General features: G+C 40.8%; 25 protein-coding genes and 1 tRNA gene. 14 read left to right on the forward strand and 12 right to left on the reverse strand.

Features of this window, described 5'->3' with window-relative positions:
* The first annotated feature begins 1 nt into the window (after window position 1).
* The 3 genes from P255_RS04625 to rpmE all read left to right on the forward strand — a co-directional run bounded on the left by P255_RS04625 (window position 2) and on the right by rpmE (window position 3,002).
* A complete protein-coding gene (locus P255_RS04625; protein WP_171063653.1) occupies window positions 2–2,164 on the forward strand; it encodes an AmpG family muropeptide MFS transporter in 2,163 nt (720 codons plus the stop codon).
* 4 nt (window positions 2,165–2,168) lie between these two features.
* On the forward strand, window positions 2,169–2,570 hold the full coding sequence (gene gloA / locus P255_RS04630; protein WP_004903955.1) for a lactoylglutathione lyase: 402 nt from the start codon (window positions 2,169–2,171) through the stop codon (window positions 2,568–2,570).
* A 204-nt stretch (window positions 2,571–2,774) separates the two neighbouring features.
* A complete protein-coding gene (rpmE, locus tag P255_RS04635) occupies window positions 2,775–3,002 on the forward strand; it encodes a 50S ribosomal protein L31 (RefSeq protein ID WP_004903956.1) in 228 nt (75 codons plus the stop codon).
* A 76-nt stretch (window positions 3,003–3,078) separates the two neighbouring features.
* Here rpmE and P255_RS04640 read toward each other — a convergent pair whose 3' ends face one another.
* Genes P255_RS04640 through epmB form a run of 3 tightly spaced genes read right to left on the reverse strand, consistent with a single transcriptional unit; the run spans window position 3,079 to window position 7,955 of the window.
* The gene (locus P255_RS04640) at window positions 3,079–5,175 is read right to left on the reverse strand and encodes an EAL domain-containing protein (RefSeq protein WP_004903957.1); all 2,097 of its coding nucleotides are present in this window, start codon (window positions 5,173–5,175) and stop codon (window positions 3,079–3,081) included.
* Window positions 5,172–6,929 carry a cyclic-di-GMP receptor FimW-related protein gene (locus P255_RS04645; RefSeq protein WP_004903958.1) on the reverse strand — a complete coding sequence of 586 codons (1,758 nt, stop codon included), beginning with the start codon at window positions 6,927–6,929 and terminating at the stop codon, window positions 5,172–5,174. Before P255_RS04645 ends, P255_RS04640 begins: the two co-directional genes overlap by 4 nt.
* Before the next feature lie 9 nt (window positions 6,930–6,938).
* Window positions 6,939–7,955: an EF-P beta-lysylation protein EpmB gene (epmB, locus tag P255_RS04650; RefSeq protein WP_004903960.1), complete on the reverse strand. Its 1,017-nt coding sequence runs from the start codon at window positions 7,953–7,955 to the stop codon at window positions 6,939–6,941.
* Between the two features lie 70 nt (window positions 7,956–8,025).
* Here epmB and efp point away from each other — a divergent pair, with 70 nt between their 5' ends.
* From efp to P255_RS04690, 8 genes are all read left to right on the forward strand, one after another.
* Window positions 8,026–8,595: an elongation factor P gene (gene efp, locus P255_RS04655; protein WP_004903961.1), complete on the forward strand. Its 570-nt coding sequence runs from the start codon at window positions 8,026–8,028 to the stop codon at window positions 8,593–8,595.
* A 159-nt stretch (window positions 8,596–8,754) separates the two neighbouring features.
* A complete protein-coding gene (locus tag P255_RS04660; protein ID WP_004903962.1) occupies window positions 8,755–10,878 on the forward strand; it encodes a carbon starvation CstA family protein in 2,124 nt (707 codons plus the stop codon).
* Window positions 10,872–11,177 (forward strand): YbdD/YjiX family protein, encoded by a 306-nt coding sequence (locus P255_RS04665; RefSeq protein WP_171063655.1) that lies wholly within the window; start codon window positions 10,872–10,874, stop codon window positions 11,175–11,177. The genes P255_RS04660 and P255_RS04665 overlap by 7 nt, the downstream gene beginning before the upstream one ends.
* An 83-nt stretch (window positions 11,178–11,260) precedes the next feature.
* Window positions 11,261–12,214 carry an AAA family ATPase gene (locus tag P255_RS04670; protein ID WP_004903965.1) on the forward strand — a complete coding sequence of 318 codons (954 nt, stop codon included), beginning with the start codon at window positions 11,261–11,263 and terminating at the stop codon, window positions 12,212–12,214.
* Between the two features lie 25 nt (window positions 12,215–12,239).
* On the forward strand, window positions 12,240–13,148 hold the full coding sequence (locus P255_RS04675; RefSeq protein WP_004903966.1) for a DUF58 domain-containing protein: 909 nt from the start codon (window positions 12,240–12,242) through the stop codon (window positions 13,146–13,148).
* Window positions 13,149–13,151: 3 nt separating this feature from the next.
* Entirely contained in the window at window positions 13,152–15,164 is a 2,013-nt protein-coding gene (locus P255_RS04680) for a transglutaminase TgpA family protein (protein ID WP_004903967.1), read from the forward strand.
* A gap of 25 nt (window positions 15,165–15,189) precedes the next feature.
* A tRNA-Val gene (locus tag P255_RS04685) sits at window positions 15,190–15,266 on the forward strand.
* Window positions 15,267–15,469: 203 nt separating this feature from the next.
* Window positions 15,470–16,489, forward strand: a complete 1,020-nt coding sequence (locus P255_RS04690; protein ID WP_004903968.1) for a tyrosine-type recombinase/integrase — start codon at window positions 15,470–15,472, stop codon at window positions 16,487–16,489.
* 2 nt (window positions 16,490–16,491) lie between these two features.
* Here the strand turns inward: P255_RS04690 and P255_RS04695 are convergent, their stop codons facing one another.
* The 9 genes from P255_RS04695 to P255_RS04740 form a co-directional block, all read right to left on the reverse strand.
* Window positions 16,492–16,782: a helix-turn-helix domain-containing protein gene (locus tag P255_RS04695; protein ID WP_004903969.1), complete on the reverse strand. Its 291-nt coding sequence runs from the start codon at window positions 16,780–16,782 to the stop codon at window positions 16,492–16,494.
* A gap of 82 nt (window positions 16,783–16,864) precedes the next feature.
* Window positions 16,865–17,284, reverse strand: a complete 420-nt coding sequence (locus P255_RS04700) for a hypothetical protein (RefSeq protein ID WP_004900927.1) — start codon at window positions 17,282–17,284, stop codon at window positions 16,865–16,867.
* Window positions 17,268–17,666 carry a hypothetical protein gene (locus P255_RS04705; protein ID WP_004903970.1) on the reverse strand — a complete coding sequence of 133 codons (399 nt, stop codon included), beginning with the start codon at window positions 17,664–17,666 and terminating at the stop codon, window positions 17,268–17,270. Before P255_RS04705 ends, P255_RS04700 begins: the two co-directional genes overlap by 17 nt.
* On the reverse strand, window positions 17,663–18,142 hold the full coding sequence (locus tag P255_RS04710) for a hypothetical protein (RefSeq protein ID WP_004903971.1): 480 nt from the start codon (window positions 18,140–18,142) through the stop codon (window positions 17,663–17,665). Before P255_RS04710 ends, P255_RS04705 begins: the two co-directional genes overlap by 4 nt.
* Before the next feature lie 226 nt (window positions 18,143–18,368).
* Window positions 18,369–19,049 carry a 3'-5' exonuclease gene (locus P255_RS04715; protein ID WP_004903973.1) on the reverse strand — a complete coding sequence of 227 codons (681 nt, stop codon included), beginning with the start codon at window positions 19,047–19,049 and terminating at the stop codon, window positions 18,369–18,371.
* Window positions 19,049–20,179, reverse strand: coding sequence for an ATP-binding protein (locus P255_RS04720; RefSeq protein ID WP_004903974.1), 1,131 nt, complete (start codon window positions 20,177–20,179; stop codon window positions 19,049–19,051). The genes P255_RS04715 and P255_RS04720 overlap by 1 nt, the downstream gene beginning before the upstream one ends.
* A gap of 15 nt (window positions 20,180–20,194) precedes the next feature.
* Window positions 20,195–20,506, reverse strand: coding sequence for a hypothetical protein (locus P255_RS04725; protein ID WP_004903975.1), 312 nt, complete (start codon window positions 20,504–20,506; stop codon window positions 20,195–20,197).
* Window positions 20,506–20,712, reverse strand: a complete 207-nt coding sequence (locus tag P255_RS04730; protein WP_004903976.1) for a hypothetical protein — start codon at window positions 20,710–20,712, stop codon at window positions 20,506–20,508. The genes P255_RS04725 and P255_RS04730 overlap by 1 nt, the downstream gene beginning before the upstream one ends.
* Window positions 20,713–21,145: 433 nt before the next feature.
* A complete protein-coding gene (locus P255_RS04740) occupies window positions 21,146–21,829 on the reverse strand; it encodes a S24 family peptidase (protein WP_004903979.1) in 684 nt (227 codons plus the stop codon).
* A gap of 105 nt (window positions 21,830–21,934) precedes the next feature.
* Between P255_RS04740 and P255_RS04745 the strand changes: the two genes are divergently transcribed.
* The 3 genes from P255_RS04745 to P255_RS04755 form a co-directional block, all read left to right on the forward strand.
* On the forward strand, window positions 21,935–22,120 hold the full coding sequence (locus tag P255_RS04745) for a hypothetical protein (protein WP_004903980.1): 186 nt from the start codon (window positions 21,935–21,937) through the stop codon (window positions 22,118–22,120).
* Between the two features lie 5 nt (window positions 22,121–22,125).
* Window positions 22,126–22,434: a hypothetical protein gene (locus P255_RS04750; protein WP_004903981.1), complete on the forward strand. Its 309-nt coding sequence runs from the start codon at window positions 22,126–22,128 to the stop codon at window positions 22,432–22,434.
* A 14-nt stretch (window positions 22,435–22,448) separates the two neighbouring features.
* On the forward strand, window positions 22,449–22,905 hold a 457-nt coding region (locus P255_RS04755; RefSeq protein ID WP_023274443.1), incomplete at its 3' end, for a replication protein.

Consider the following 22,905-nt stretch of genomic DNA (forward strand, 5'->3'; position numbering starts at 1 on the left):
AATGACCTCACAAAGCCAAGACTGGACACACGCCTTTCGTGCTTTTTTAGATCGCCGTGCCTTGATTATGCTGTTTCTGGGATTTTCTGCGGGGATTCCGATTTTACTGATTTTTTCTAGCTTATCTCTATGGTTGGGTGAGGCTGGTATTGATAAAAGTGCCGTGACATTTTTTAGCTGGGCAGCGTTAGGCTACTCCTTTAAATTTGTTTGGGCACCGCTCATTGATGAGTTACCTGTGCCTGTACTAACCAAAGCCTTGGGTCATCGCCGAGGATGGTTGTTTGTTGCTCAATGCCTCATTATCTGTGCGATTAGCATTATGGCATTTTCTGATCCATCACTGGGTCAAAGTTATTTAATTCAGATGGCAGTTGGAGCGGTTCTTCTCGGCTTTTCTGCTGCAACACAAGACATTGTCATTGATGCATATCGAATTGAACTGGCCGACACAGAAATGCAAACCGTTTTGGCTGCAACTTACAATGCAGGTTATCGCATTGGAATGATTGTGGCGGGGGCTGGAGCGCTATTTTTAGCAGCATCGTTGGGTACGTCAAAAGGTAATTATATTTATGCTGCATGGAAATATACTTATTTGGCCATGGCTGCCGTCATGTTGGTCGGTATTATCACGACATTGATGATTCGTGAGCCGAAAGTAAATCGAGTCTCCAAAAATTATCAGCGTCAGGATTATTTTCGTCTGGTTTGCGTTTTCTTTTTGGCGGTGATCAGTTTTGTTGTGAGCTATATTTTTTCAAATAATCTGATTATGGCACTTGAGAAAAACTTGGGAATTCAGGACAGCTTTTTGCTATTTTGCTTTGAAGCAGTTCGCTTTTTAGGCTCAGGTGTTGTGGCTTTGTTGGTGGGTACGGTTCTTGTCAAAGCAGGGGTGGTCAACCGTCAGATGGCAATGGACACCTGGGTGAGTCCAATTCAGGATTTTTTCCAACGCTATGGGGTGAAATTAGCCTTGTTTTTATTGCTGCTGATTGGTTTTTACCGTATTTCAGACATCATTGCAGGCGTAATTTCCAATGTGTTCTATCAAGATCTGAACTTTAGTAAGCAGCAAATTGCAGAAGCTGTAAAAGTTTACGGCGTAATTTTCTCTTTGTTTGGCGGTTTCTGCGGTGGTTTGTTGGCACAGCGCATGAATATTATGAAACTGATGTTTGTGGGTGCTATATTTGCAAGTTCAACCAATCTTATTTTTATTGGCTTGGTCAAATCTGGACACCCAATTGGGCCGGTTGAACTCACTGTCGGGCAGCAGCATTATCGTGTTCAGCCTGATGATGTCGGGTACTGGTCGGTTAAAGTGCCAAATCAGGTTCTGATGCAGGCTCAGCATATTCAGGTGCAAGCGCAATATGCCGATCAGGCAAATTCTAAAGCTGAATTTAGCCTGCCTTATTTAAAAGCAAAGGCACAGCCACAAATCCAGTTTTTACCTGTGACCAGTGACAATCAAATTTCTACGCAAGAACAACAGCAAAGTATTGCAATCAAAGGGCAACTTGCTGGTGTGAAAAAAGACCAATTACAAGCTGATGCACCTGTCATGATCCAGTTGGATGGACAGAGCTATCCTGCCAAACTCGATGATACGGGTGTATTTAGTGCAGCGATTGATGGCGCTGTGCTGGCAAAATCAACCTCTAAACAATTGACTGCACAGCTGAATTTTATTCATGCTCCAGCACAAACTGTACAGGTACAGCAGCGTTATACACTGGGTGGTTCTATCGCACAACAACTGGATGTTGACTTGCAACCGTTGAATGCAGTGCAGCAAGATCAAACAGTGACAGAAATTAAAGGTAAGGTGATTAAACCTTATAGTCAATTATGGTTATATTTCGCAATTGTGGTCGATAACTTGGCTTCAGGTTTGGCTGGAGCTGCGTTTATTGCATTTTTATCGAGTTTGACCAGTGTATCTTTTACTGCTGTACAGTATGCGATTTTCAGTTCACTCATGACCTTAACACCTAAAATTATGGGTGGATATTCGGGTACTATTGTGACTCATATTGGTTATCCGAAATTTTTCCTCATGACCACCTTAATTGGTATTCCAATTTTATTCTTGGTGGTTTGGGTCGCAAAATTATTAAAAGATCATCAATCCGTAAAAACTTCACAAGAGGACTAATTTTATGCGCATGTTACATACCATGTTACGTGTAGGTAATTTAGAACGCTCATTGGCATTCTATACAGAAGTGCTCGGTATGACTCTGTTGCGTCGCCGTGATTATGAAGAAGGCCGTTTTACATTGGCTTTCGTTGGCTATGGTGATGAAGAGCATAATACCGTATTGGAGCTGACGCATAACTGGGATACTGAAAGTTACGAGTTAGGCAATGCTTATGGGCATATTGCGATTGCAGTTGATGATGCGTATCAGGCATGTGAAGAAATCAAAGCTCGTGGCGGTAAAGTCGTACGTGAAGCTGGGCCAATGAAGGGCGGTGTTACTGTAATTGCATTTGTTGAAGATCCAGATGGCTATAAAATCGAGTTGATTCAGCAAGATCAAAACGCACGCAATAATTAACCAATATGAATAAAGCATTCGTATCTGTAGGTTTTTTCCTGTATAATACGCCGACTTGTTGAGCTTAGCCCTAACCTAGAGTTTCGGTGAGCCAAAAGAATGGTCTGTGATGGTGTTGACCTGCTTTTTGCATTCCTCATAATCGCTATGAGAGTGGTCAATTGCGATGACAGCATAACCTTTCTTAACTTAGGAGAATCGACCATGCGCGCCGATATTCACCCAAAATACGAAAAATTAGTTGCAACTTGCTCTTGCGGTAACGTAATCGAAACACGTTCAGCTGTTGGTAAAGAAACTCTTTATCTTGACGTATGTTCAGCTTGCCACCCATTCTACACTGGTAAACAAAAGAATGTAGATACTGGTGGTCGTATCGACAAATTCAAACAACGTTTTGCTGGTATGTCTCGTTCTATCAAACGCGGCTAATCCATCAGGATGTAAAAAACGGGCAATTTGCCCGTTTTTTTATGCTTGCTTCTTGATGAAATAAAGAGGCAAGACCTTATTGGTCTTGCCCATCGATCAAGTGGTCAAGCTTCTTCTGGAAGTAATCACCTTGCAAATAACGTGCATCAATATTCCATGCATTTGCAAAACTATTCATATTGTTGAGCATAGGCAAAATCATATCAACTTCAGCAATTTCTTTGTATTTTTGCACCTGCAATTGCAACTCTGTCAGTTCTTTATCGTCATCTAAACTATTGGTTAGTTTCGAATCTAAACGATATAGATCAATGTCATCGCGTGACAGTAAGCTCATGCATTGATCATCGACACCAAAGTGGCGCACAGAAATTAATGCACCTTGAATACGAAGCTGTTGCAATACAGGTGTGACTCGTTCTGCATGCTGGATGATGTCTGGCGCTGAAAATTGTAGGATTAATGGGTGATTTCGTGTATTACGAATAATCGAGAACAATTTTTCAACCAAATTAACAATTTGTTTATCATGCAACAATACGTGAATGTTCAAATTGATAATGAGTTTAGTATTTGGGTATTGTGTAATAAAATTATAGAGTTGTTTAGATGCTTCAACCAAAATCCAGCGATCTAGTTTGACTGCAAGTTCTACATCGCTATTTAATTCAGTTAAATCTTCAAGAGCTAACCATTGTTTGTCAAAAATCACACCACTGGTGACTTCATAAATATAAGGTTCAGTATCTTGTTTATCATAAAGCTGCTGATATTTCAGATGTATGGTATTTTGCTCAATTGCGCGGTGTAATTCAGTCAGCAACATATGCTCACGGTCCAACTGAGCGCCTAACATCAACGTAGCTGGTGCTTCGTCACTGTCAAAACCAGAGAACTTAATTTCATTAGCTTTGGCTTTTTCATGCTGTAATGGGTGTGATAAGCCTTGAGTAATCAGAAAATCAAATTGCTCCTGACCTTGTATTGCACCTTCAATCTCACTATAACCAATCGTAAACTGTACCGAATAATTTTCTGAATTGAATTCGAGCAATTGCGGTTTTAAAAGTGGAGTTAAACCTTGAAGTTTTGAGTGAAGCAGATCTTCGTTAGCCGCCTGACATAAGCCGATAAAGAGAGCAGGGGTCACTTTAATGACAGTATTATGTGCATGCTCCTGAATAAACCCTTGTACTGCTTTAAGATATTCGCTTGTTTGTACTTGGTTCAGCTTCGCAATTTGCTCATGGAAGTCTGTCAATAAAAATATAACAACTGCATTTTTATTGGCAGGTTCATTCAGCATTTTTCGGTTGAACTGCTCATAAAGGCGAACAGGGTTACTACCAGTTTCAACACCTGTTTTACCAGAATTTGCTTGAGGGTTATCTGTTTCAATGGAAATTTGCACAGCATCCTGTGCATTATCTGGTAAAAACTCAACTCGAAGTAGATTGCCTTTCGATTGTGCATTCGGATTGAGCGATTTAACCTCAAAACGTGCTTGATCGAAATTGCGCTGCGTAATACGTTTAAAACGTTGTTTAAAATCTTGGAGTTGTTCGGGTTGTAGCACATCAAGCAGCGGTAATCCGAAAATTTCCTCTTCTTTTTTAAAGCCGAACAGTGCCAGATATTCAGGATTGGCCTTAATGTGAATGCCTTCCTGAATCACAGCGACAGCTTTATGTGTGTCGTGAGCGTGTGTTTGAATATGAGTTTCGGCAATTTCTAGTTCTTTGAGTAAGTGTTGCTGTGCCTGTAAAGAGCGGCTATATGACAAAGTACGAACAAGACCAATATAAAAACGATCTGGATAATCAAGGTTAAATAAATCGTATACGCCTTTATTAATATAGTTTAAGTATTGTGATGGCTGATAATCCTCAGGGTTTAACAGCAATAATGGAAGCTGTGGCTGATTAGAAGCGTGAATCAGGGCCAAAGCCTGTTCAAACTTTAAGTCATAAGCACGTCCAAACAAGACAACATCCCAATGCGTGTGTAACTGCTTCTCAAAACTTTTAATATCATCGAGTAAAAAAGCATCGACCTGATGACCTTTAGAGGTCAAGAGATCAACAATCTGGTTATAACGGATTTGGTTATCATCGATAATGAGTAAACGAGTCTTAATTTGTTTAAGCTTGTTGGATAAAAAAGCATTTCTCATTTTAGACTTTCCCACACGTCTTGTTTTTTAATGGTATCAGCATGCTGCTGTATATGTTGTTCAAGTATAACCTGTTCATTGTCATTTAATAACTCAAAATCAAATTGCGAGAAGCTTTGGCTAATCAATTTTATCTCATTGAGATAAATTTTAAGCTGTTTATTGCCTAATCGGAGGTTAATTCCTTGTTGCGATTTAAAGGTTTGATGCCCAGGTACAACAAGTGATAGATGAGTTTTGTTGAGTACTTGATTACTGAGCAAAATGGCGGGGTGGTAAAGTACAGTGTTACGGTCAGCACTCAGTTGTACTGCACAGGGAGTTAAGTCTTGAGACAGAATCTCTATACCAAATTCGAGGTGTTTAGGAGATGCCTGTTTTAACCAGCGAATGACTCCACCACGCCAAGGAGTTTGAGCATTTTCCTGTACCAGAATAAATTCGCCTGCGCGGAGTTGTTTTGGAACATCGCCTGTCCAACGAATGCGGTATCCATTGATACTGATGTCCATAATAGTACAGGTATGGATTTGCTTCGCTTCAGGATCAAGTACTGAATACAAGGATTTGTTGTTCGATGTTACAGGTTCATCATTCCAGCCAGATAAGAATTTAGAATTGTTTTGCTGTAGATGAACTTTACTGACTAACTGTAAAGTTTCCTCAAAATGGGTGGCATGCGACAAATAATAATGAGCACTTTGTAAACCAAAAGCCAGTTGAATGGTTGCAACGTAGTCATAACGTTCATAACGACGTTCAGGGATATTATTCAGGACATTTTGAACGTGGAAGATCAAAGATGCGCTTAAATAATGCTTTTCTGTCGGGGAAATATGTTTATTTTGCGGCAAGTTGGCAAGATTAATATGTTCGAGTAATGCTTGTGTCTCAATAAAATAGCAGTCTTCGCTCTTTTTTAACTGTGTATTGTTCAATACAGGAGGGAAGTCTTTATTTGGATCAATAATATAGCGAGACGTTGGGGACTCTTTATCTGTAATTTGAATCAGTTGTACCCACTGATACGAACATTGAAATAAGGCTTGAATTTCTATTGGGCGAATCTGATGGGTATTTAAAATATCCAGTAAATTGATCTGGTTATAGAGTTGATAGATATTACTGAGTTGATGAATAGAACCATGCAGGTAATTAATATCTTCAAGATGAAAATCATGATATTCAGCCAGTATAAAAAGCTGATGCCCGATTCGCCATTGACCAACCAAACTACTTTTATAAAGAACTTGTTGTTGAAATTTGAGTAGGCTTAATTGTTGTAAAGCATAATAGGTGCTCAGACTACGAACATCTTGTAATTGTTTTTTTTGCCGAAAGGCAAATAAAGAAAACTGTTTGGAAGTGAGTTCAGTGTGAGATTGAAAGGCAATATGAATATAAGTACGCGCAATATAACAGCGAAATTGTTGAGCAAGCTCTACGATCGATTCATTGTGATTCATGACCGATGAAACATCGCTGAGAAAATATTTCTCTAATGTTCCAAGGACTTGCTCTAAAGATAAATGTAGACTTTGAATTAAATCAAAACGCAAAGACTCATCACATTTAAGCTCTAAAATTTCAATGACAGCATTCAACAGAGATTTGGATGAATCACCTAAATGCACGGATGGCAAATGTAAAAGCCATTCTTGAATGCCTTTTACACTCGCTGCACAAAAACTTAATTCAGTCCGATATTGTTCAATCGGGGCTGTAAAAAAGTCACTTTGATTGATTGTTGTCATACGTCACCACTAAAAAATAGGCGTTCCATATAAAGGCGTTTTATTGTTTTCTCCCGCAATTTCCCTGACCAATTTGGGGACTAAATATCCTGGTAGTCTCGCGAGTAATTCTGTATAAATTTGACTGATTGAGTCAGTTGCCAAATCAAAATGATGCGCCCCTTTTACTTTATCTAAAACATGTAAGTAATAAGGCGTAACTCGTGCATCTAATAGGCGATAGCTTAATGCTGCAAGTTGTTCGGCAGAATCATTAACTCCTTTTAATAATACCGCTTGATTGAGAACCGTGACCTGTTTTTCAGTTAATCTATGTAACTGTCGGACAGTATAATCATCAATCTCTGACTCATGATTAGAGTGTATCACCAGTATAGTATGCAGCCTACTGTTTTTTAATAAGGAAACGAGCTCTTCATCTATTCGACTTGGAATGACGATCGGCACTCGGGAGTGAATTCGTAGGATTTTTAATTGAGGTAAGCTTTCGAGACGCTCTACCCATAATGCCAGTTTTTGATTGGTCAGTGTGAGCGGATCTCCGCCACTGAGAATGACTTCATTAATGTCTGGATGGTCAAGCAGATATTGACGAATATTGATCCAGTCTTCATTTTTAGGCAAGTTTTCCTGATAAGGAAAATGGCGGCGGAAACAGTAGCGGCAGTGAACTGCACAAGCACCTGTCAAAGTCAGTAAGAATCGCGACTGGTACTTATGTAAAACACCAGGAAGTTGATTGGCTTGCTCTTCTCCAAGTGGGTCGGTAACAAAGCCTGCATGTTCTTCTAATTCGAGGTGATGAGGTAAAACTTGCAGTAAAAGTGGGTCAAATGGGTCGGCAACGTTCATTTTTTCAACGAACGCACGAGGGACACGCAATTTAAACTGTTCAGAAGCGAGGATTGCCCCTGATAATAATTGATCTGTTGAGAGCTGAAGTTGCTGAAGTAACTCTTTTGGGTCAGTAATTAGATCACTGAGTTGAGTTTTCCAGTTTTGCTCTTGGTACAAATAGTTTATCATGCCACACGTTAAAAATAATGCTAGTCTAGCATTAATTGATTTAAGTTAGTAAGTTTGGAGTGAGCCAGTCATGGCCAATTATTCTACAAATGAGTTTAAGCAAGGCTTAAAAGTCATGCTTGATGGTAATCCATGTTCGATCATGGAAAATGAATACGTAAAACCAGGTAAGGGCCAAGCCTTTAACCGTGTGAAATTACGTAACCTTAGAACAGGTAAAGTATTAGAAAAAACCTTTAAATCAGGTGACTCTCTAGAAGCGGCTGATATTGTAGAAGTAGAAATGGACTACCTTTACAACGATGGCGAACTTTGGAACTTTATGGATCCTGTAACATTTGAGCAAATCGCTGCAGATAAAACTGCAATGGGCGATGCTGCAAAATGGTTAAAAGACGATTCAAACGAAAAATGTACGATCATGTTATTTAATGGCGTACCATTAAACGTAAGTGCACCAAACTTCGTGGTTTTGAAAATCGTTGAAACTGATCCAGGTGTTCGTGGTGATACTTCTGGTGGTGGCGGTAAACCTGCAAAACTTGAGACTGGCGCAGTTGTTCGTGTACCACTGTTTGTTCAGCAAGAAGAAAGCGTTCGTGTAGACACCCGTACAGGTGAATATTTAGAACGTGCATAATGGCGAATAAATCCGCTATTATTGAAGGGGTGAGGAGATTCACCCCTTTTTTTATGCCAAAGTATTAGATCAAAATAATAATGTGGGGTGTACATTCACAAGGAATTGTAACAATTTACAATAAAGACAAGCACTGTTTTTAAGCAGGCGAGGAAAAGCATGGACAGTTATCAACATCAAAGTAAAAGTTCTTTTACTTCAAAAATCATGTGGATACTGGTGGCGATCATCGGCGCTGTATCTTTTGGAATGTTAGCTCTTCACCGTGGTGAACATATCAATGCTGTATGGCTGGTTTTGGCAGCCCTGTGTGTGTATAGCATAGCTTATCGTTTTTATAGTCTTTATATCGCAAAGAATATTTTTGAACTCGATCCAAAGCGGCTAACGCCTGCTTATCGTCTTTCCGATGGTCTTGATTATGTCCCTACCAATAAATACGTATTGTATGGGCATCATTTTGCGGCTATTGCTGGTGCAGGTCCTTTGGTCGGGCCAATTCTCGCTGCGCAAATGGGCTATTTGCCAGGCACAATCTGGTTGTTGGCTGGTGTTGTGTTTGCAGGTGCTGTTCAGGATTTTCTGGTGTTGTTTATTTCGGTGCGCCGTAATGGTAACTCACTGGGTGAAATGGCAAAACAAGAGCTTGGCTCATTTGCTGGCATTGTCGTGATGCTCGGTACATTGGGTGTCATGATTATTATTTTGGCAGTTCTTGCATTGGTTGTTGTGAAAGCATTGACCAATAGCCCGTGGGGACTGTTCAGTATTGCCATGACCATCCCAATTGCCTTGTTCATGGGCATTTATATGCGTTTTATACGTCCTGGGAAAATTGCGGAAGTATCTGTCATCGGTTTTGTTTTGATGATGATGGCAATTGTCTATGGTGGTGACGTTGCTCAGCATCCATATTGGGGACCAGTTTTTACCTTGACAGGAACACAACTGACTTGGTGTTTGATCACGTATGGTTTTATTGCTTCAGTTTTACCTGTTTGGTTGTTGCTCGCGCCACGTGATTATCTGTCAACATTTTTGAAAATTGGTGTGATTGCAGGTTTGGCTATAGGTATCGTGATTGCGATGCCGAGCTTAAAGATGCCAGCAATTACTCATTTTATTGATGGGACGGGGCCAGTCTTTGCAGGCAGTTTATTTCCTTTTCTGTTTATTACTATTGCCTGTGGTGCAATTTCAGGTTTCCATGCCTTGGTTGCAAGCGGTACAACCCCGAAACTCATTGAAAATGAAAGCCATATTCGTATGATCGGTTATGGCGGCATGTTGACTGAGTCTTTTGTTGGGATCATGGCGCTGATTTGTGCAACTGTACTTGATCCTGGTGTGTATTTTGCAATTAACTCACCTGCGGCTTTACTTGGTGTCGATGTACAAAGTGCTTCAGAAGCTGTTCGCCATTTAGGGTTTGTGGTTACGCCAGACGCGTTGACATTACTGGCTCAGGAAGTGGGTGAGAAATCAATTCTTTCTCGTGCAGGTGGTGCGCCAACATTTGCGATTGGTATGGCACATATCCTGTCTGAGATTTTTAATAACCGCTCAATGATGGCGTTCTGGTATCACTTTGCCATTTTATTTGAAGCCTTGTTTATTTTAACTGCGGTTGATGCTGGAACGCGTGCTTGTCGCTTCATGGTTCAAGATACTGTTGGGATTGTGATTCCATCGGTAAAAGCGTCACGTTCCTTTGCAGGGAATATGATTGGAACATTTGTCGCAGTTGCAGGTTGGGGATACTTTGTTTATCAAGGTGTAGTCGACCCTTTAGGCGGAGTTAATTCACTCTGGCCATTGTTTGGGATTGGTAACCAAATGCTCGCAGCAATGGCATTAACCCTCGGTACTGTCATTCTCTTTAAAATGAAAAAAGAGAAATATGTCTGGGTGACTATTTTACCGACAGTTTTCTTGGTCATAACGTCAATGGTCGCAGGCTGGCAAAAGATTTTCCACACCAATCCAAAAATCGGCTTTTTGGCACAGGCAAATAAATTTTCTGATGCCATTGCGCGGGGTGAGGTGTTAAAGCCTGCAAAATCCTTAGCTGAAATGCAGACTATTGTGTTGTCCAATCAAATCAATGCAGCATTATGTGCGTTCTTTATGGTGGTGCTTGTGGTGATGATTTTTGCTTCAATTGGTGCTGTTCGCCGTGCGTTAGCAAGCAATAAACCAACGGTTAATGAAGCGCCTGCCGAGTATGCCGATGTTGTTTCAGAAACAGTTGTTACTGCACGAGTTTCAGGAGAATCATCATGAATTTGAAATTTGCTAAACAGGGAACAACAGTTGTGGCAAAAATCATCAAGATGACGATTTTGTCGCAAAAACATCTGCTACTGTCACCTAAAAACTGGTCGAAAATAGCAGTACTTTGGCAGCGATTGCAGCAAAGCTTTCGCTTAATGGTCGGTGTGCCAGATTATGCAACTTATTTGGAGCATATGCGCCAGCATCATCCAGACCTGACGCCAATGGATGCAAAAACGTTTTATCGACATTGTGTCGATGTGCGTTATCCTTCTGCAAAATCAGGGATCAAAAAATGCCCATGTTAATTGGCTAAGCTTAATTCTTTGAATGACTGGTCAAACGGTGTATGTTACAACATGCACCGTTTTCTATTTTTTAGGCATAATTTATGTGGGAAGTTCATAAAAAACAACAAACTGTAAATGAAACAGATTTCGAAGGTCAGCTCGCAGTATTTTTTCCAAAAATTAAACAGTTTTTATTCGAAATTAATCAAATTATTTTAGATAAGCCACAACAAACTGAATTGGCATTAGCTGCTTTGCTGGCGGGTGGCCATGTTTTATTTGAGGATTTGCCCGGTTTGGGAAAAACAACCTTGTCGCATGCCTTGGCAAAATTGACAGGTTTAAGCTTTAACCGCATTCAGTTTACCAATGATATGTTGGCGAGCGATGTGATCGGGATCAATTTATTTAATCAAAAAATCCAGCAATTTGAATTTAAGCAAGGACCGATTTTTACCCAGATTTTATTGGCGGATGAAATTAACCGTAGTAGCCCGAAAACACAGAGCGCCTTGCTTGAAGCGATGGAAGAGGGCAGCGTAACTTTGGATGCGGTACATTATCGCTTGCCTCAGCCATTTTGGGTGGTAGCGACTCAAAACCCGTTATTTCAAAGTGGAACGTATGCGTTGCCTGAATCCCAGTTAGACCGATTCTTAATGCGTTTGTCACTGGGTTATCCATCACGGTCTGCCGAACGCGCATTATTGACTGATCCAAGTCGGCAGAGTTTATTGTCAGAATTACCCGAAATTTTTTCTGCACAGGATTTGCTGGCATTGCAGCAGTTACGTCAGCAGATTGAAGTTAGTGATGCAGTTCTGGATTATATTCTCGATTTGGCTGAAAAAACCCGTACAGGTTTACAGGGACTATCCACTCGAGGCGTAATTGCCCTGAAAAATGCAACACAAGCCTATGCGATGATACAGCAGAGAGCGTTTGCAACCACAGATGATGTACAGGCAGTTTTTGCTGCTGTAGTCGCACATCGGATTGGTTTGAGTGAACTAGAAACACAACAATTGATGCAGCGAGTACCTGTGAGTTATTAATTTTGAATTAGAATGAGAATAGCGCATGCGTCAGAAAATTTTAGCGTGGATGAGTCGGCGCTTTCAAATGCAGGCAGAAAAACAAATTAAGCAGCGTGATATTTTGGTGTTCTTGCATCGGGATGGCATTTTATATGGTGTGTTGATTGTTTTAACTTTTATTGCAGGCATTAACTACGCCAATAATCTGGTGCTGAGTTTATGTTTTTTGGTCAGTGCACTTTTAGCCATGAGTTTTTATCTGGCATTTAAACAGTTACATGGACTGAAAATTGAGCTGCTCAGTGATGATGATGTCGGGCAGGTCAATCAACCGTTTATTTTAAGATTGCGTTTACATCAGCCAAAAGCCAGCCCACGATTTTTACGCATTGAAATTGCAGAACAGACTTTATATATCATGATGAAAGACGTCACGCAGGATATTCAGATCAGTTTGCATCCTGAAGCACGTGGGCGCTATATTTTGCCGCGCTGCCGCATTATGGCAACTTATCCTTTTGGTCTGGTTCGGGCATGGACGTATTTGTATTTTCAACATCAGGTTTGGGTTGCCCCGCAAGCTGTGCAGATGCAGCGTGAGAGTAAACTGAGCCACCGCCATCAGCAGCAAAATTTGGAAGAATTTCATGATCTGCGTAATTATGTCGATGGTGATAGTTTGCAGCGCGTGTCATGGAAGCATGTGGCGCGTGATCAAGGCTGGTTTGTCAAACGCTTTGAACAAGAACCGAATCTACAGATCCAGATTATTGAATATTCCAAAATGCCCAGTGCCATGCATGAAGTTCGCCTTTCGATGATGATGGCACTGGTTGAACAGTGTGAACAGGAAAAACGTGCTTATGGCATGTTATTACCTAAAGCCGAGCTGGTCGTGGGTTCAGGTATTCGCCAGTATCAGCAAGCCAAGAAATTTTTAGCGCAGGCATAAATCATGAATAAACAAATCCAGTTTTTGCTATTGGGTGTGCTGTTACTGATTCTGCTTGCCCAGATTGCTTTTGCTCCTGTCAGTTTGCTGGTTGCATATGCCGTTGTGTGGCTCGGTACATTACGCATATTTGGACGTAAGAAATCTTTGGTACTGCCTGCAGTATTTCGTGGTGGCTTTATTGTTGTTGGGTTGGCGTGTATTTATTTGCAATATCGGACATTTTTTGGCGTTGAAGCTGGCGTTGCATTCTTGAGTTTGTGTTTGTATGGCAAGGCGCTAGAAAGTAAAGATAAACGTGATGCTTTGGTCAGTTTCAACTTTGCACTTTTTGTATTTGCCAGTTTGTTTTTATATACCCAAGCCTTTTATATGGCAATTCTGGTTTTTTTGGGTGTGGTTGTGTCATTGCTGGGGCTGTATGCCATACAGAAAGCCGACTTCACCGAACATGCTTTGCCCAGTAAAAAAGAGCTATGGACAGACACACTGCATATTTTTAAGGCAATTTTATTTGCGGTTCCGTTTTTTATCATTTTATTTTTGTTTTTTCCACGTCTGCCACCGCTCTGGTACATTCCATTACCTGATCAGAATAAAGCAGTCACAGGCGTCAGTGATACTTTGTCGCTTGGCGATATTGCTGAACTTTCTCAATCGAATGCCTTGGCATTTCGTATAGTCTTGCCTGTTACAAGTTTACCACCACGTTCTGAACTGTATTGGCGGGCAATGGTGCTTGATCGTTTTGATGGGCAGAAATGGAACAGTAGCGAAATCAATCAACAATGGCAAACAGAAAAACAGCCAGAATTGGCTCAGGCAAAACATCTGAATTATAGCTATTTACCAGCCGACTCTGAACAGCGCTGGGTGATGGGGCTAGAACATTCCGTGCCAGCCAGTCAACGCTATGTTCTACGTCAAGATGGCAGTATTGTCTCACGTCGAGCTGTGCAATCCACTCAGCCAATTGTATTGACATGGGTATCTGCCTCGTCAATCGATAGGCAATTGCCCGAATATGTACGCTACATAAATCTGCAACTGCCTGAAACAGATCCTCGCAGTAAGGCATTGGCAGCCCAGTTGTATCAAGAAAGCGGGCAACAACCTGAACGCTATATTCAGCATGTGTTGAACTGGTATCGTCAAAATAAATTTAGCTATAGCCTCAGTCCAGGAATATTGCAGGGCGATCGCGTCGATCAATTTTTATTTCAGACACGAGTCGGTTTTTGTGAACATTTTGCATCGAGTTTTGTAGTGCTTATGCGCGCCGCAGGCATTCCTGCACGCGTGGTGGTGGGTTATCAGGGTGGGCAGCCTGCACCCGATAATCAAAGTTGGGAAGTCCGTCAGCTTGATGCCCATGCATGGGCAGAAGTGTGGGTAAATCAGCATTGGCAACGTGTTGACCCTACTGCGTTGATTGCACCACAGCGTATTGATAATGGCATGCAAAATTATCTAAGCGAAACACGTCAGCAAAATAGCTCAACACTGTTTAGCCCCCAACGTATGTCCTTGATAAATCAGTTACGTGTATGGAGTGACTATGCCAGCTATCAATGGCAAAGCAAAGTTGTGGGCTATGATGTCGAGCAGCAGCGCAGTTGGCTGCGGTCATGGGGAATTAATTCACAGACGAAATCATTGTGGGTGCTGATTACAACCATCTTAAGTATTTTATTGTTGTATATCGCAGTGATTGTATGGCGGAATCGTCCCCAGCGTACTCAATATGAGAAGTTAATTCACCAGTTTAATCAAAGGCTGGATCAAGATTTGCAGAAAATGCCAGAGGAAACCTTTCAGAAATGGATGTTGCGGTTGAGTTTGCTGACTTTACCTGAGCAACAGCCTATTTTTAAGCGGTTGATTGATTTGCAACATTGCTTGGTTTTTCAGAAAAAACAGCAACATAAAGCTGAAATTTGGAAAGAATTTGCTCTTTTGCTTAAAGAGTGTTCAATTGTTTTGAGCAAGCGCAGAAAAATCTTGTCAAGCCAATGAAATCTGAATATGATACAGGCACTTTAGGCGTATAGCTCAGTTGGTTAGAGCGCTACGTTGACATCGTAGAGGTCTCCAGTTCGAGTCTGGATATGCCTACCAAGATAAAACAAGGGTTTACAAGTAATTTCAATAGCTTGTAAGCCCTTTTTTAATGCCTGCCTATGTTGCGCCTGTTGTGCTTGTTGTAGTTTTCGCAACAAATAAACCCTGTTTTGTGTCATGATTGTGTCAGCTTTTGTGTCAGGAATAGTCCTGAGAACACTTGCTTGAAACCGTAGCGCTCAAAATCGGGGAAAATTTACATGAAATTACCAAAACCAAGAAAAAGAGGTAATAGTTGGTCAGTTTCTATCATGATCAACGGAAAACGAGAGTACTGCACGCGAGACACAGAACAAGAATGTAAAACATGGGCAATGCTTCGTCTTGTAGATGCCAGCTCAACTCCGAAAGAAGAAGTAGAAGCGAAAAAGAATGTAATGACCTTTTGGGATCTGTTCCAGATGTACTACAAAGAACATGGTCGAGATACAAAGTCTAAAAAGTATATTCGTGAGCAGCTAGATTCATTTGAGAAAAAATTCGGGCAACTAGCTTACAAGAACATTTCTGATATTACAGCACAAGATTTGACGTTTTGGAGAAACAAGAGACAGAACGAGGTTTCAGACGGCACAGTATTAAAAGAAATATCTTTATATAGCGCTGTGTTTAGTTTTGCTCAAAAAGACCTGTTCATGATTAAGTCCAATCCGTTCTTTGGTGTGAAGAAACCGAAAAAGCCAAAGGCACGAAATAGGCGTATTACTGACGATGAAATTGAGCAGATCCTAAAGGCACTGGATTATGAGCGCGGTACAATCCCTAAAAAGAGCAGCCACTATGTTGCATGGGCATTTTTATTTGCATTAGAGACAGCAATGCGCCGTGGTGAAATTCTTGGCGTTAAAAAAACAGATATTTATTCAGATCATATTCATTTGCCTGAGACCAAGAATGGTGAAGCACGTGACGTTGCATTAACCAGACCAGCGCGTGAGCTCTTAACTTTGGTAACAGGTAATAGTCATGAAAAATTAATTCCAATGACTGAAAATGCTTTTAGACTTCAATTTGAGCGCACCAAAGCAAAAATTGGTTTGGATGATCTACATTTCCACGATACACGACATGAAGCCATTACAAGGCTGGTGAATTTAAGACGTGTACCAGTAGAAGTACTAGCCAAGATAACAGGGCATAAGACGATCAAGGTTTTGGTGAATACCTATTACAACCCAAACGTAAAAGATATTGTGAAGATGTTAGATGATGAGGGCTGACGCTAATTTTTGCGTCTAGCCCCACGAGTTTTGGTTTTTGTTGGATTTAATATGCTATCCGCAACCAATGGGTTATAGAGGTATTTCCCGTCACTTCCCTGATTATGCTCAGCTAGTTTTCGGCGTACTGTTTGAGTGCTAATACCATAAATTTTGGCAAGCTGAGACGATGAAAGTAACTCATCGTCTTTACGCTTCAGCTCTACAATTTCAGCACCACCAACACGATCACCAATGTAAACCTGTGGAGGTTGTTCACTAACAACGGTGATTGTATATGTTGACGCTACCATGATTTACCTCACTTCATTCCATAATATTGACAATAGCCATCAATCCGAACGGTAAAACCCTGACAAGTTACACAGAAGTCAGTCATTGGGTTGCTCCTTTAAAGTGACTTTCGTTCAATTCTTTTCTTAAACTTAAATCAATGAATCGATCACCACTTTTGATGCGCTGGTAAATGTCTCTATAAGAAATAAAATCACTTTCACTGATTATCGGGTCAAACTTACTTTTCCCACCAATAGCGCCAGTGTTGAGTGCCGCACCATAGACCACGCCTTTATGGGGTTTTCCAATTTCCATGCACTTACAGCCAAAACGATGCATGTATTCAATCTTTCCGCACTCAAGGCATTTGGTATTGCCACTTGAAACAACATAACAACCTGAGCGTTTTACCCATTTTTTCAAGCGACGACGGAATTTAAATAAGCGCTTTTGGCTTCCGTACATCTGCTTTTTTGTCACTTTGGGGAACTTGGAAATAAAATCATTCAATGTTGTCATGACCTTCTCCCTGTGCTGCTTCGATCATGGCTTTGTAATTTACAATTAAATTATTAACATGCTCTTTGCTCTCATATCCAGCGGATATCATTTTTCCAGTCGGCTCTTTCGGCACCAAAACAAAACCTTCATGCACTTGAGCTGCTTCCAGCTTCGCCTTCAGATCGTTGATTTCACGTTGCTTAGCTCTAATTTCATTTAATGAAATTTGCTCTTGAGCTTCCGCACCTGCTTCAAATGCTGAATACATTGAGTTAGTTTCATCATCCAAATATTCAGAACATTCATCATCTTCATCAGATTTCTGAAGAAGTTCTTCATCAAAATCAGGGTTGGCTTGCAACCATTCTTCATACGCTTGTTGTGTTTCTTGAATGTTCATTTCTCACCGCCTTTCAAAAGTGGAAGCAAATTTTCTTCATACCAAACTGCAAAGCGCTCATTATCTTCAGTAAAAACTTGATCTTGCTTGGCAATATTTTCACGATGCTCCTGAATAGATTCAGGGTAGGGCAAATGATGCTTATCAAAATAATCCTGAGCTTTCTCATACATCTGCCAAGTTGGATCATCGGCTTGTTCTAGCAAATTCAATAACCAGTCACGCGACTCATCATCATTCTTTTCAATCAATGCACATGCAGCGACAACAACAGCATTGTTATGCAAAGCAATCATTTGACAGTGCTTTAATTCACTCAAATCAAGCATGAACATAAAGCATTCGGATAGATCAGAGCTAAGCGTTGCTTCAACGCCATCTTTGGCAGCTTTACGCAAAATCTCTTTTTGTCGATCAAACCATTGCCAGCGTTGCTCTGGCTTCATTTTTTCTAAACTTTCAGGAAACTTGATCATATTGATCTCCAATTTAAGTAAACCCCCATCGGCGCAGAGGGGTGGCTGCTTACTCAACCTTTTGCCTAGTGGTTTTTGTGTTCCTAGCTACTCTTTCATGCCAATTGCGCCAACAACTGGCAGACTGACTAAGGAGTGTCTTTCACTATTTCCCCACCACATAAGGGGCTACAGGCTGATCCACCGCGCTTACAGCCAAGCGAGACATCCATGTCGGTGGGTGGTGTTATGCTGTTAAAGCTTTACGCAAATACGGATCAAGCTCATTTTGTTTAAGCAACCAAGCTTTGTAGTCGCTTGGTAGGTCTTTAACTGCTGTGCCTTTGTGCTTGCCAAAGGTGATGACTGAAGGGATACGGGCATCTTCTGAAAGTTGATATAAATGCTCTAAATCAGTAGCTTGAAGATTATTCACGATGCTTTTTAGAATCTTTCCAGTGAGCAATACATCTTGTTTGGCATTGTGTGCTGAACGCAGTTGATCACGTACAGATGGAATCCCCTCAAAGATCATGTATGTCAGGGCAGAGATATTGTGTGCTTCAGCTTCAGGCCATACTTTACGTGCCAGTGCCAACGTGCAAATGGCTTTCAGATTCGATGTATCAACACCACAGCGCTTGATTGCTTCAATGTCATAATCAATGTTGTGACCAATGATGTACTGAGCAGATTCAGGCAGTTTGAACGTGGTGTGTGCTGGCTTGTCAGCAATGTCGCTTTCCAAAATGTGGTGTACAGCCATAGCGCCGTATGAAATAGGTTCACCAACTGAGTAATACTCATCAAAAGCCTGATCAGCAAAAACAGATGTAGAGCCGTCTTTTACTTCGCAAGGCACATAAGCAATTTCAATCGGAAGGCCCTGTAATTTATTGGTTTCAGTATCAAGAATAATTGCTTTCATTATGCAAGGCTCTCTTTGGCTAAGTTGTCGATGTCTGCTTGGACAGCAGTAAGTGTGTTCACATCAATTTGGGTGAGGGCATCAATTCCAAGGTGTTCACAAACTGTCTTCACATCAAGCCCACGTTCGGCTATAAATGCTTGAAGTTGGTCGCGCTGTTCATCAGAAATGGCTTGGAATTCAGGCGGGTTGCCCCACTTATTACTCTCTTTATTAAATTTGCATTTAAGCTCTTTGGCGCGTAAAAGCATGGTTTGGCGCATTGATTCAGCATAAACATGCTTTGACTCAACCATGTCATGCAAAGATTCAGTGAGCTGATCAAGATCAGAGGCATATTCAGCCTCTTTACAGCTTTGCTGCCAATTCTCAAGATCTTCATTCGCTTTGATAGTGGCAAGCTGCTCAGGGGTAAGCGTATTAATGTGAGCTTTAGCTTGGGAAATCATGTCCGCCAAAAATGTAGGGTTGGCTTTTAAGTCGGGAACATACACTTCACCAGATTCACCACCCAAAGCACCTGCATTTTTTGCATGGTGTGCGCTTGATGGGTTGAAGTTAATGACACGTACCGATTTACCTTCTTGTGTACGAGCAGTGGTTAAATAACCCATAATGTCGGCAATACGATAAAGCTCATTGCGGTTTTTACCGCCCAGATCTGGACGATAGATGACTTGTTCGCCGTTCTGATCTTCTGAAGCATGTGCAATGAAAACCACATCTTTGCCCATGCCAATGAGCATGTGTACATAGCCCTTAAAGATGTTGTTTGCGGAACCTTGAGCTTTAAGCTTCAAAGTCCCGTCTTGTTGGCGGTTATTCGGAATAGACATTAGGTGCGATTTAATACACTCAAGCATTGCGCCCACAGTATCCAAAACAATTGTGTTGTATGGTGCCAAGTCTTGCGCAGTCAGGTTTGCAACATCAGTCCATTTATTCACTGGAACAACCGCGCCACGACGTAACTCACCAGTACGATGAGCACCCTTGTCAAAGTCAAAAGAAATTGCTTTGTCAGCAGTGAAACCCATAGAGGTTTTACCAAGACCAGGATCAGCGTAAATGTAGGTGATAATTGCGTTTACCTGCAAAACCTGATCAGCAGTAATAATATTTAAAGCCATGATATTTCCCCTGAATTAGTGCGAGTAACCGCGACGATGCTTGTATGCTTGACGCGAATAAACTGGAATGTTTGAGCGCTGCATAGCTTCGGAAAACTTGCGTCGCTCAGCGAAAACCACGTCACGCATGTTTCTTAAGATCCAGTCTTTAGAAGCCAACACATCTTGAGAAACAGGGGTGTTCACGCCGTCTTTCACGGTGAAGATTTCTGTACAAGTTGCATTTGCTGCATATGTTGTATGACCAAGGCGTACTAGATAAAGGCCAGTACGTGCGTCTTTGCCAAGGAATTCGGAGAATTTGTCAGGGTAGGCTTGAGCATTCATTATCGTTCTCCCTTCTTAGCAGCTTGGTAAAGGCTTTGAGCTTCACGCTCGCTTTGAACCTGTACTTTCACGACAGTAGCTTCGCGCTCTTGATGGTCTGCTTCACGGATTGCAGTAAAGAACACAACACAGAAGATGATGAGTGCGACAAAGGCAGGGAATATGAGTCCCGACTTTGATTTGACAGATAAAAGATTTTTTTCCATAATGACCTCGTTGTGTTGAAAAGCCCCGTCGCCTGCAAGTGTTGGGGCTTTTGTTTGTCTATGAGGTTTAGTTTAGTAAACTGAACAAATATGTCAATACTTTTGTTTATTAAAATGAACAAATATTTATTTTGTTAAACTTTATTTTTTTATAGGCAAAATAAAACCCACTTTCGTGGGCTTATGGTGAAATAACTCTACTTATAAGATTACTCACAAGGATTGATCCATGATCCACATTCACCAGATGATACGACTCCTGAGTTTTTAGATTTAATTTTCTCAAGTGCATCTAAGTCAAGTCTCATTAATTCACTAGATATATTTGATATATCAGACTTTAATTCCTTATTCTGCTTCCACAGATATGCGCTAAACCCAATATTTATTAAAATTAAAGCAAAAAATAATATAGGTATAATTTTGTTTTTCATTAATATTTTAAACTCCGATGATGTTCAACTACTACCCCAATGATCGATATATCGATTTGTGTTGAGTTATATGTTGGGTAATCAGGATTTAGCGGAACAAGCTCAATAATCTCAACGCCATGCTCATTAATTCCAATCACTCTGTATTTTTTGAATGTTGTCATAGCAATTCCATGTTGAACCTCTTGAGCAATCACAAGAGATCCTGGTTTTGGAGCAAGGGCAGCATCAACAACAATCTCATCACCTGGTTGAAAGTCTGGTGACATGCTATATCCATCAACTTCTAACGAAAAAACAGCATGTTCATCACTCCCAATATACGATGTATATGTTTCTCCCTTTGGATTAAGTCCATCATAAACAACATCTTTCCATGCTCCAGCTTGAACAAAATCCAATACAGGTATAACTCGAAGTGTTTTACCTGTAAGCCTGATATTTACAGGATTTTCAATATTTAAACTTTGTTGCTGTTGTGATTCTTTTCCAGTTATTAACCAATCTGGAGTTGTTTTTAATGCATCTGCCAATGCAATTAATCTACTTCCTGTTGGTGTATTTGCACCGCTGATCCAGTTAGTTACAGTTCCTTTGCTTGCACCTGTTACAGCCACAATATCTTTATGTTGTAGCTTAAGCTCATTCATTCTTTTCAAAATACGATCTGATGTGCTTTGCATAGCTAATTTTTCCTAAACCATTGTTCAAAATACTAAACAATAAAATTGACAGACTCCTAAACTTATAGTTCAATAAACTAAACTAATTCGTTTTGGAAACTAAACATGACTGTTGATGACTTAAAAACTTTTTATCAAGTTGATAGCGACGCCGCTTTAGCGCGAAAACTCAAACGCAACCGCTCTGTAATTCACTACTGGAAACACTCAGGCATTCCAGAAAAAACCCAGTCCTACTTCGAAGTTTTGTCAAAACGAAAATTAAAAGCAGACCTAAATATCGCTGGATGAAATCTATGGCTGAAAAATTAACTGAAAGCATCACTTTCAAAGTCACATATGAAGAAAAGCGTGATCTTGAAGCTATCGCAAAGGCTGAAAAAACCGATGTTTCTAAATTAAGTCGTGCGTACATGAAGGCAAAAATCCAAGAAGTGAAGGAATACCTAAATTCTCTCAGGGAGTTGGATCGTCTTACCACAGATACAGTGGATACGCCTTTTTTTGAGCTGACACCTGAACCACTGCAAAAACCACAGGCACAAAAAAAGCTCAGTTGTTACGACCAACTGAGCCTTATCTGCCATCCCACTGCTAAGCAATGAAACGGAGTAGAGCCATGAATTTAGCACATAAACATGAACCACCTCAAGCCGAAGTTGTTCAATTTCCAAAGCAAGAGCGCGTCACTATGGCAAGTAAACAAGAGGGGTATACAAGAACACCGAATTATCTTGTTGATGATGACTATGTGGCAGAAATGTCGGGTAATACCCTGAAATGCTATGTAGTTCTTAATCGATTTACTGAGGGGTTCTCTCGTCAAAATTGGGCAATAGATTCTAAGTTTTTACTCAAAAAAACTGGAATCAAAAAGCCGCACACTCTATTTGAATCTTTGAAATACCTAGAAGAAAAAGGGTTGATTTCTGTTGAGCGTTTAGATGGAAAACCTAGCAGATTCTCTATATCAAACCCATGCCAAAAAACGGCACTGGTTAGCACATCCCATGCCGAAAAAGGGCATAACACCCATGCCGAAAAAGGGCATAACACCCATGCCGAAAAAGGGCATA

The organism is Acinetobacter brisouii CIP 110357, from assembly GCF_000488275.1.
Taxonomy (GTDB): Bacteria; Pseudomonadota; Gammaproteobacteria; order Pseudomonadales; family Moraxellaceae; genus Acinetobacter; species Acinetobacter brisouii.

What these genes read in the sequence shown, in the direction of transcription:
- P255_RS04625 (WP_171063653.1), top strand. Translation starts at nt 2, where the DNA reads ATGACCTCACAAAGCCAAGACTGGACACACGCCTTTCGTGCTTTTTTA.
- gloA (WP_004903955.1), top strand. Translation starts at nt 2,169, where the DNA reads ATGCGCATGTTACATACCATGTTACGTGTAGGTAATTTAGAACGCTCA.
- rpmE (WP_004903956.1), top strand. Translation starts at nt 2,775, where the DNA reads ATGCGCGCCGATATTCACCCAAAATACGAAAAATTAGTTGCAACTTGC.
- P255_RS04640 (WP_004903957.1), bottom strand. Translation starts at nt 5,175, where the DNA reads ATGAGAAATGCTTTTTTATCCAACAAGCTTAAACAAATTAAGACTCGT.
- P255_RS04645 (WP_004903958.1), bottom strand. Translation starts at nt 6,929, where the DNA reads ATGACAACAATCAATCAAAGTGACTTTTTTACAGCCCCGATTGAACAA.
- epmB (WP_004903960.1), bottom strand. Translation starts at nt 7,955, where the DNA reads ATGATAAACTATTTGTACCAAGAGCAAAACTGGAAAACTCAACTCAGT.
- efp (WP_004903961.1), top strand. Translation starts at nt 8,026, where the DNA reads ATGGCCAATTATTCTACAAATGAGTTTAAGCAAGGCTTAAAAGTCATG.
- P255_RS04660 (WP_004903962.1), top strand. Translation starts at nt 8,755, where the DNA reads ATGGACAGTTATCAACATCAAAGTAAAAGTTCTTTTACTTCAAAAATC.
- P255_RS04670 (WP_004903965.1), top strand. Translation starts at nt 11,261, where the DNA reads ATGTGGGAAGTTCATAAAAAACAACAAACTGTAAATGAAACAGATTTC.
- P255_RS04675 (WP_004903966.1), top strand. Translation starts at nt 12,240, where the DNA reads ATGCGTCAGAAAATTTTAGCGTGGATGAGTCGGCGCTTTCAAATGCAG.
- P255_RS04680 (WP_004903967.1), top strand. Translation starts at nt 13,152, where the DNA reads ATGAATAAACAAATCCAGTTTTTGCTATTGGGTGTGCTGTTACTGATT.
- P255_RS04690 (WP_004903968.1), top strand. Translation starts at nt 15,470, where the DNA reads ATGAAATTACCAAAACCAAGAAAAAGAGGTAATAGTTGGTCAGTTTCT.
- P255_RS04695 (WP_004903969.1), bottom strand. Translation starts at nt 16,782, where the DNA reads ATGGTAGCGTCAACATATACAATCACCGTTGTTAGTGAACAACCTCCA.
- P255_RS04700 (WP_004900927.1), bottom strand. Translation starts at nt 17,284, where the DNA reads ATGACAACATTGAATGATTTTATTTCCAAGTTCCCCAAAGTGACAAAA.
- P255_RS04705 (WP_004903970.1), bottom strand. Translation starts at nt 17,666, where the DNA reads ATGAACATTCAAGAAACACAACAAGCGTATGAAGAATGGTTGCAAGCC.
- P255_RS04710 (WP_004903971.1), bottom strand. Translation starts at nt 18,142, where the DNA reads ATGATCAAGTTTCCTGAAAGTTTAGAAAAAATGAAGCCAGAGCAACGC.
- P255_RS04715 (WP_004903973.1), bottom strand. Translation starts at nt 19,049, where the DNA reads ATGAAAGCAATTATTCTTGATACTGAAACCAATAAATTACAGGGCCTT.
- P255_RS04720 (WP_004903974.1), bottom strand. Translation starts at nt 20,179, where the DNA reads ATGGCTTTAAATATTATTACTGCTGATCAGGTTTTGCAGGTAAACGCA.
- P255_RS04725 (WP_004903975.1), bottom strand. Translation starts at nt 20,506, where the DNA reads ATGAATGCTCAAGCCTACCCTGACAAATTCTCCGAATTCCTTGGCAAA.
- P255_RS04730 (WP_004903976.1), bottom strand. Translation starts at nt 20,712, where the DNA reads ATGGAAAAAAATCTTTTATCTGTCAAATCAAAGTCGGGACTCATATTC.
- P255_RS04740 (WP_004903979.1), bottom strand. Translation starts at nt 21,829, where the DNA reads ATGCAAAGCACATCAGATCGTATTTTGAAAAGAATGAATGAGCTTAAG.
- P255_RS04745 (WP_004903980.1), top strand. Translation starts at nt 21,935, where the DNA reads ATGACTGTTGATGACTTAAAAACTTTTTATCAAGTTGATAGCGACGCC.
- P255_RS04750 (WP_004903981.1), top strand. Translation starts at nt 22,126, where the DNA reads ATGGCTGAAAAATTAACTGAAAGCATCACTTTCAAAGTCACATATGAA.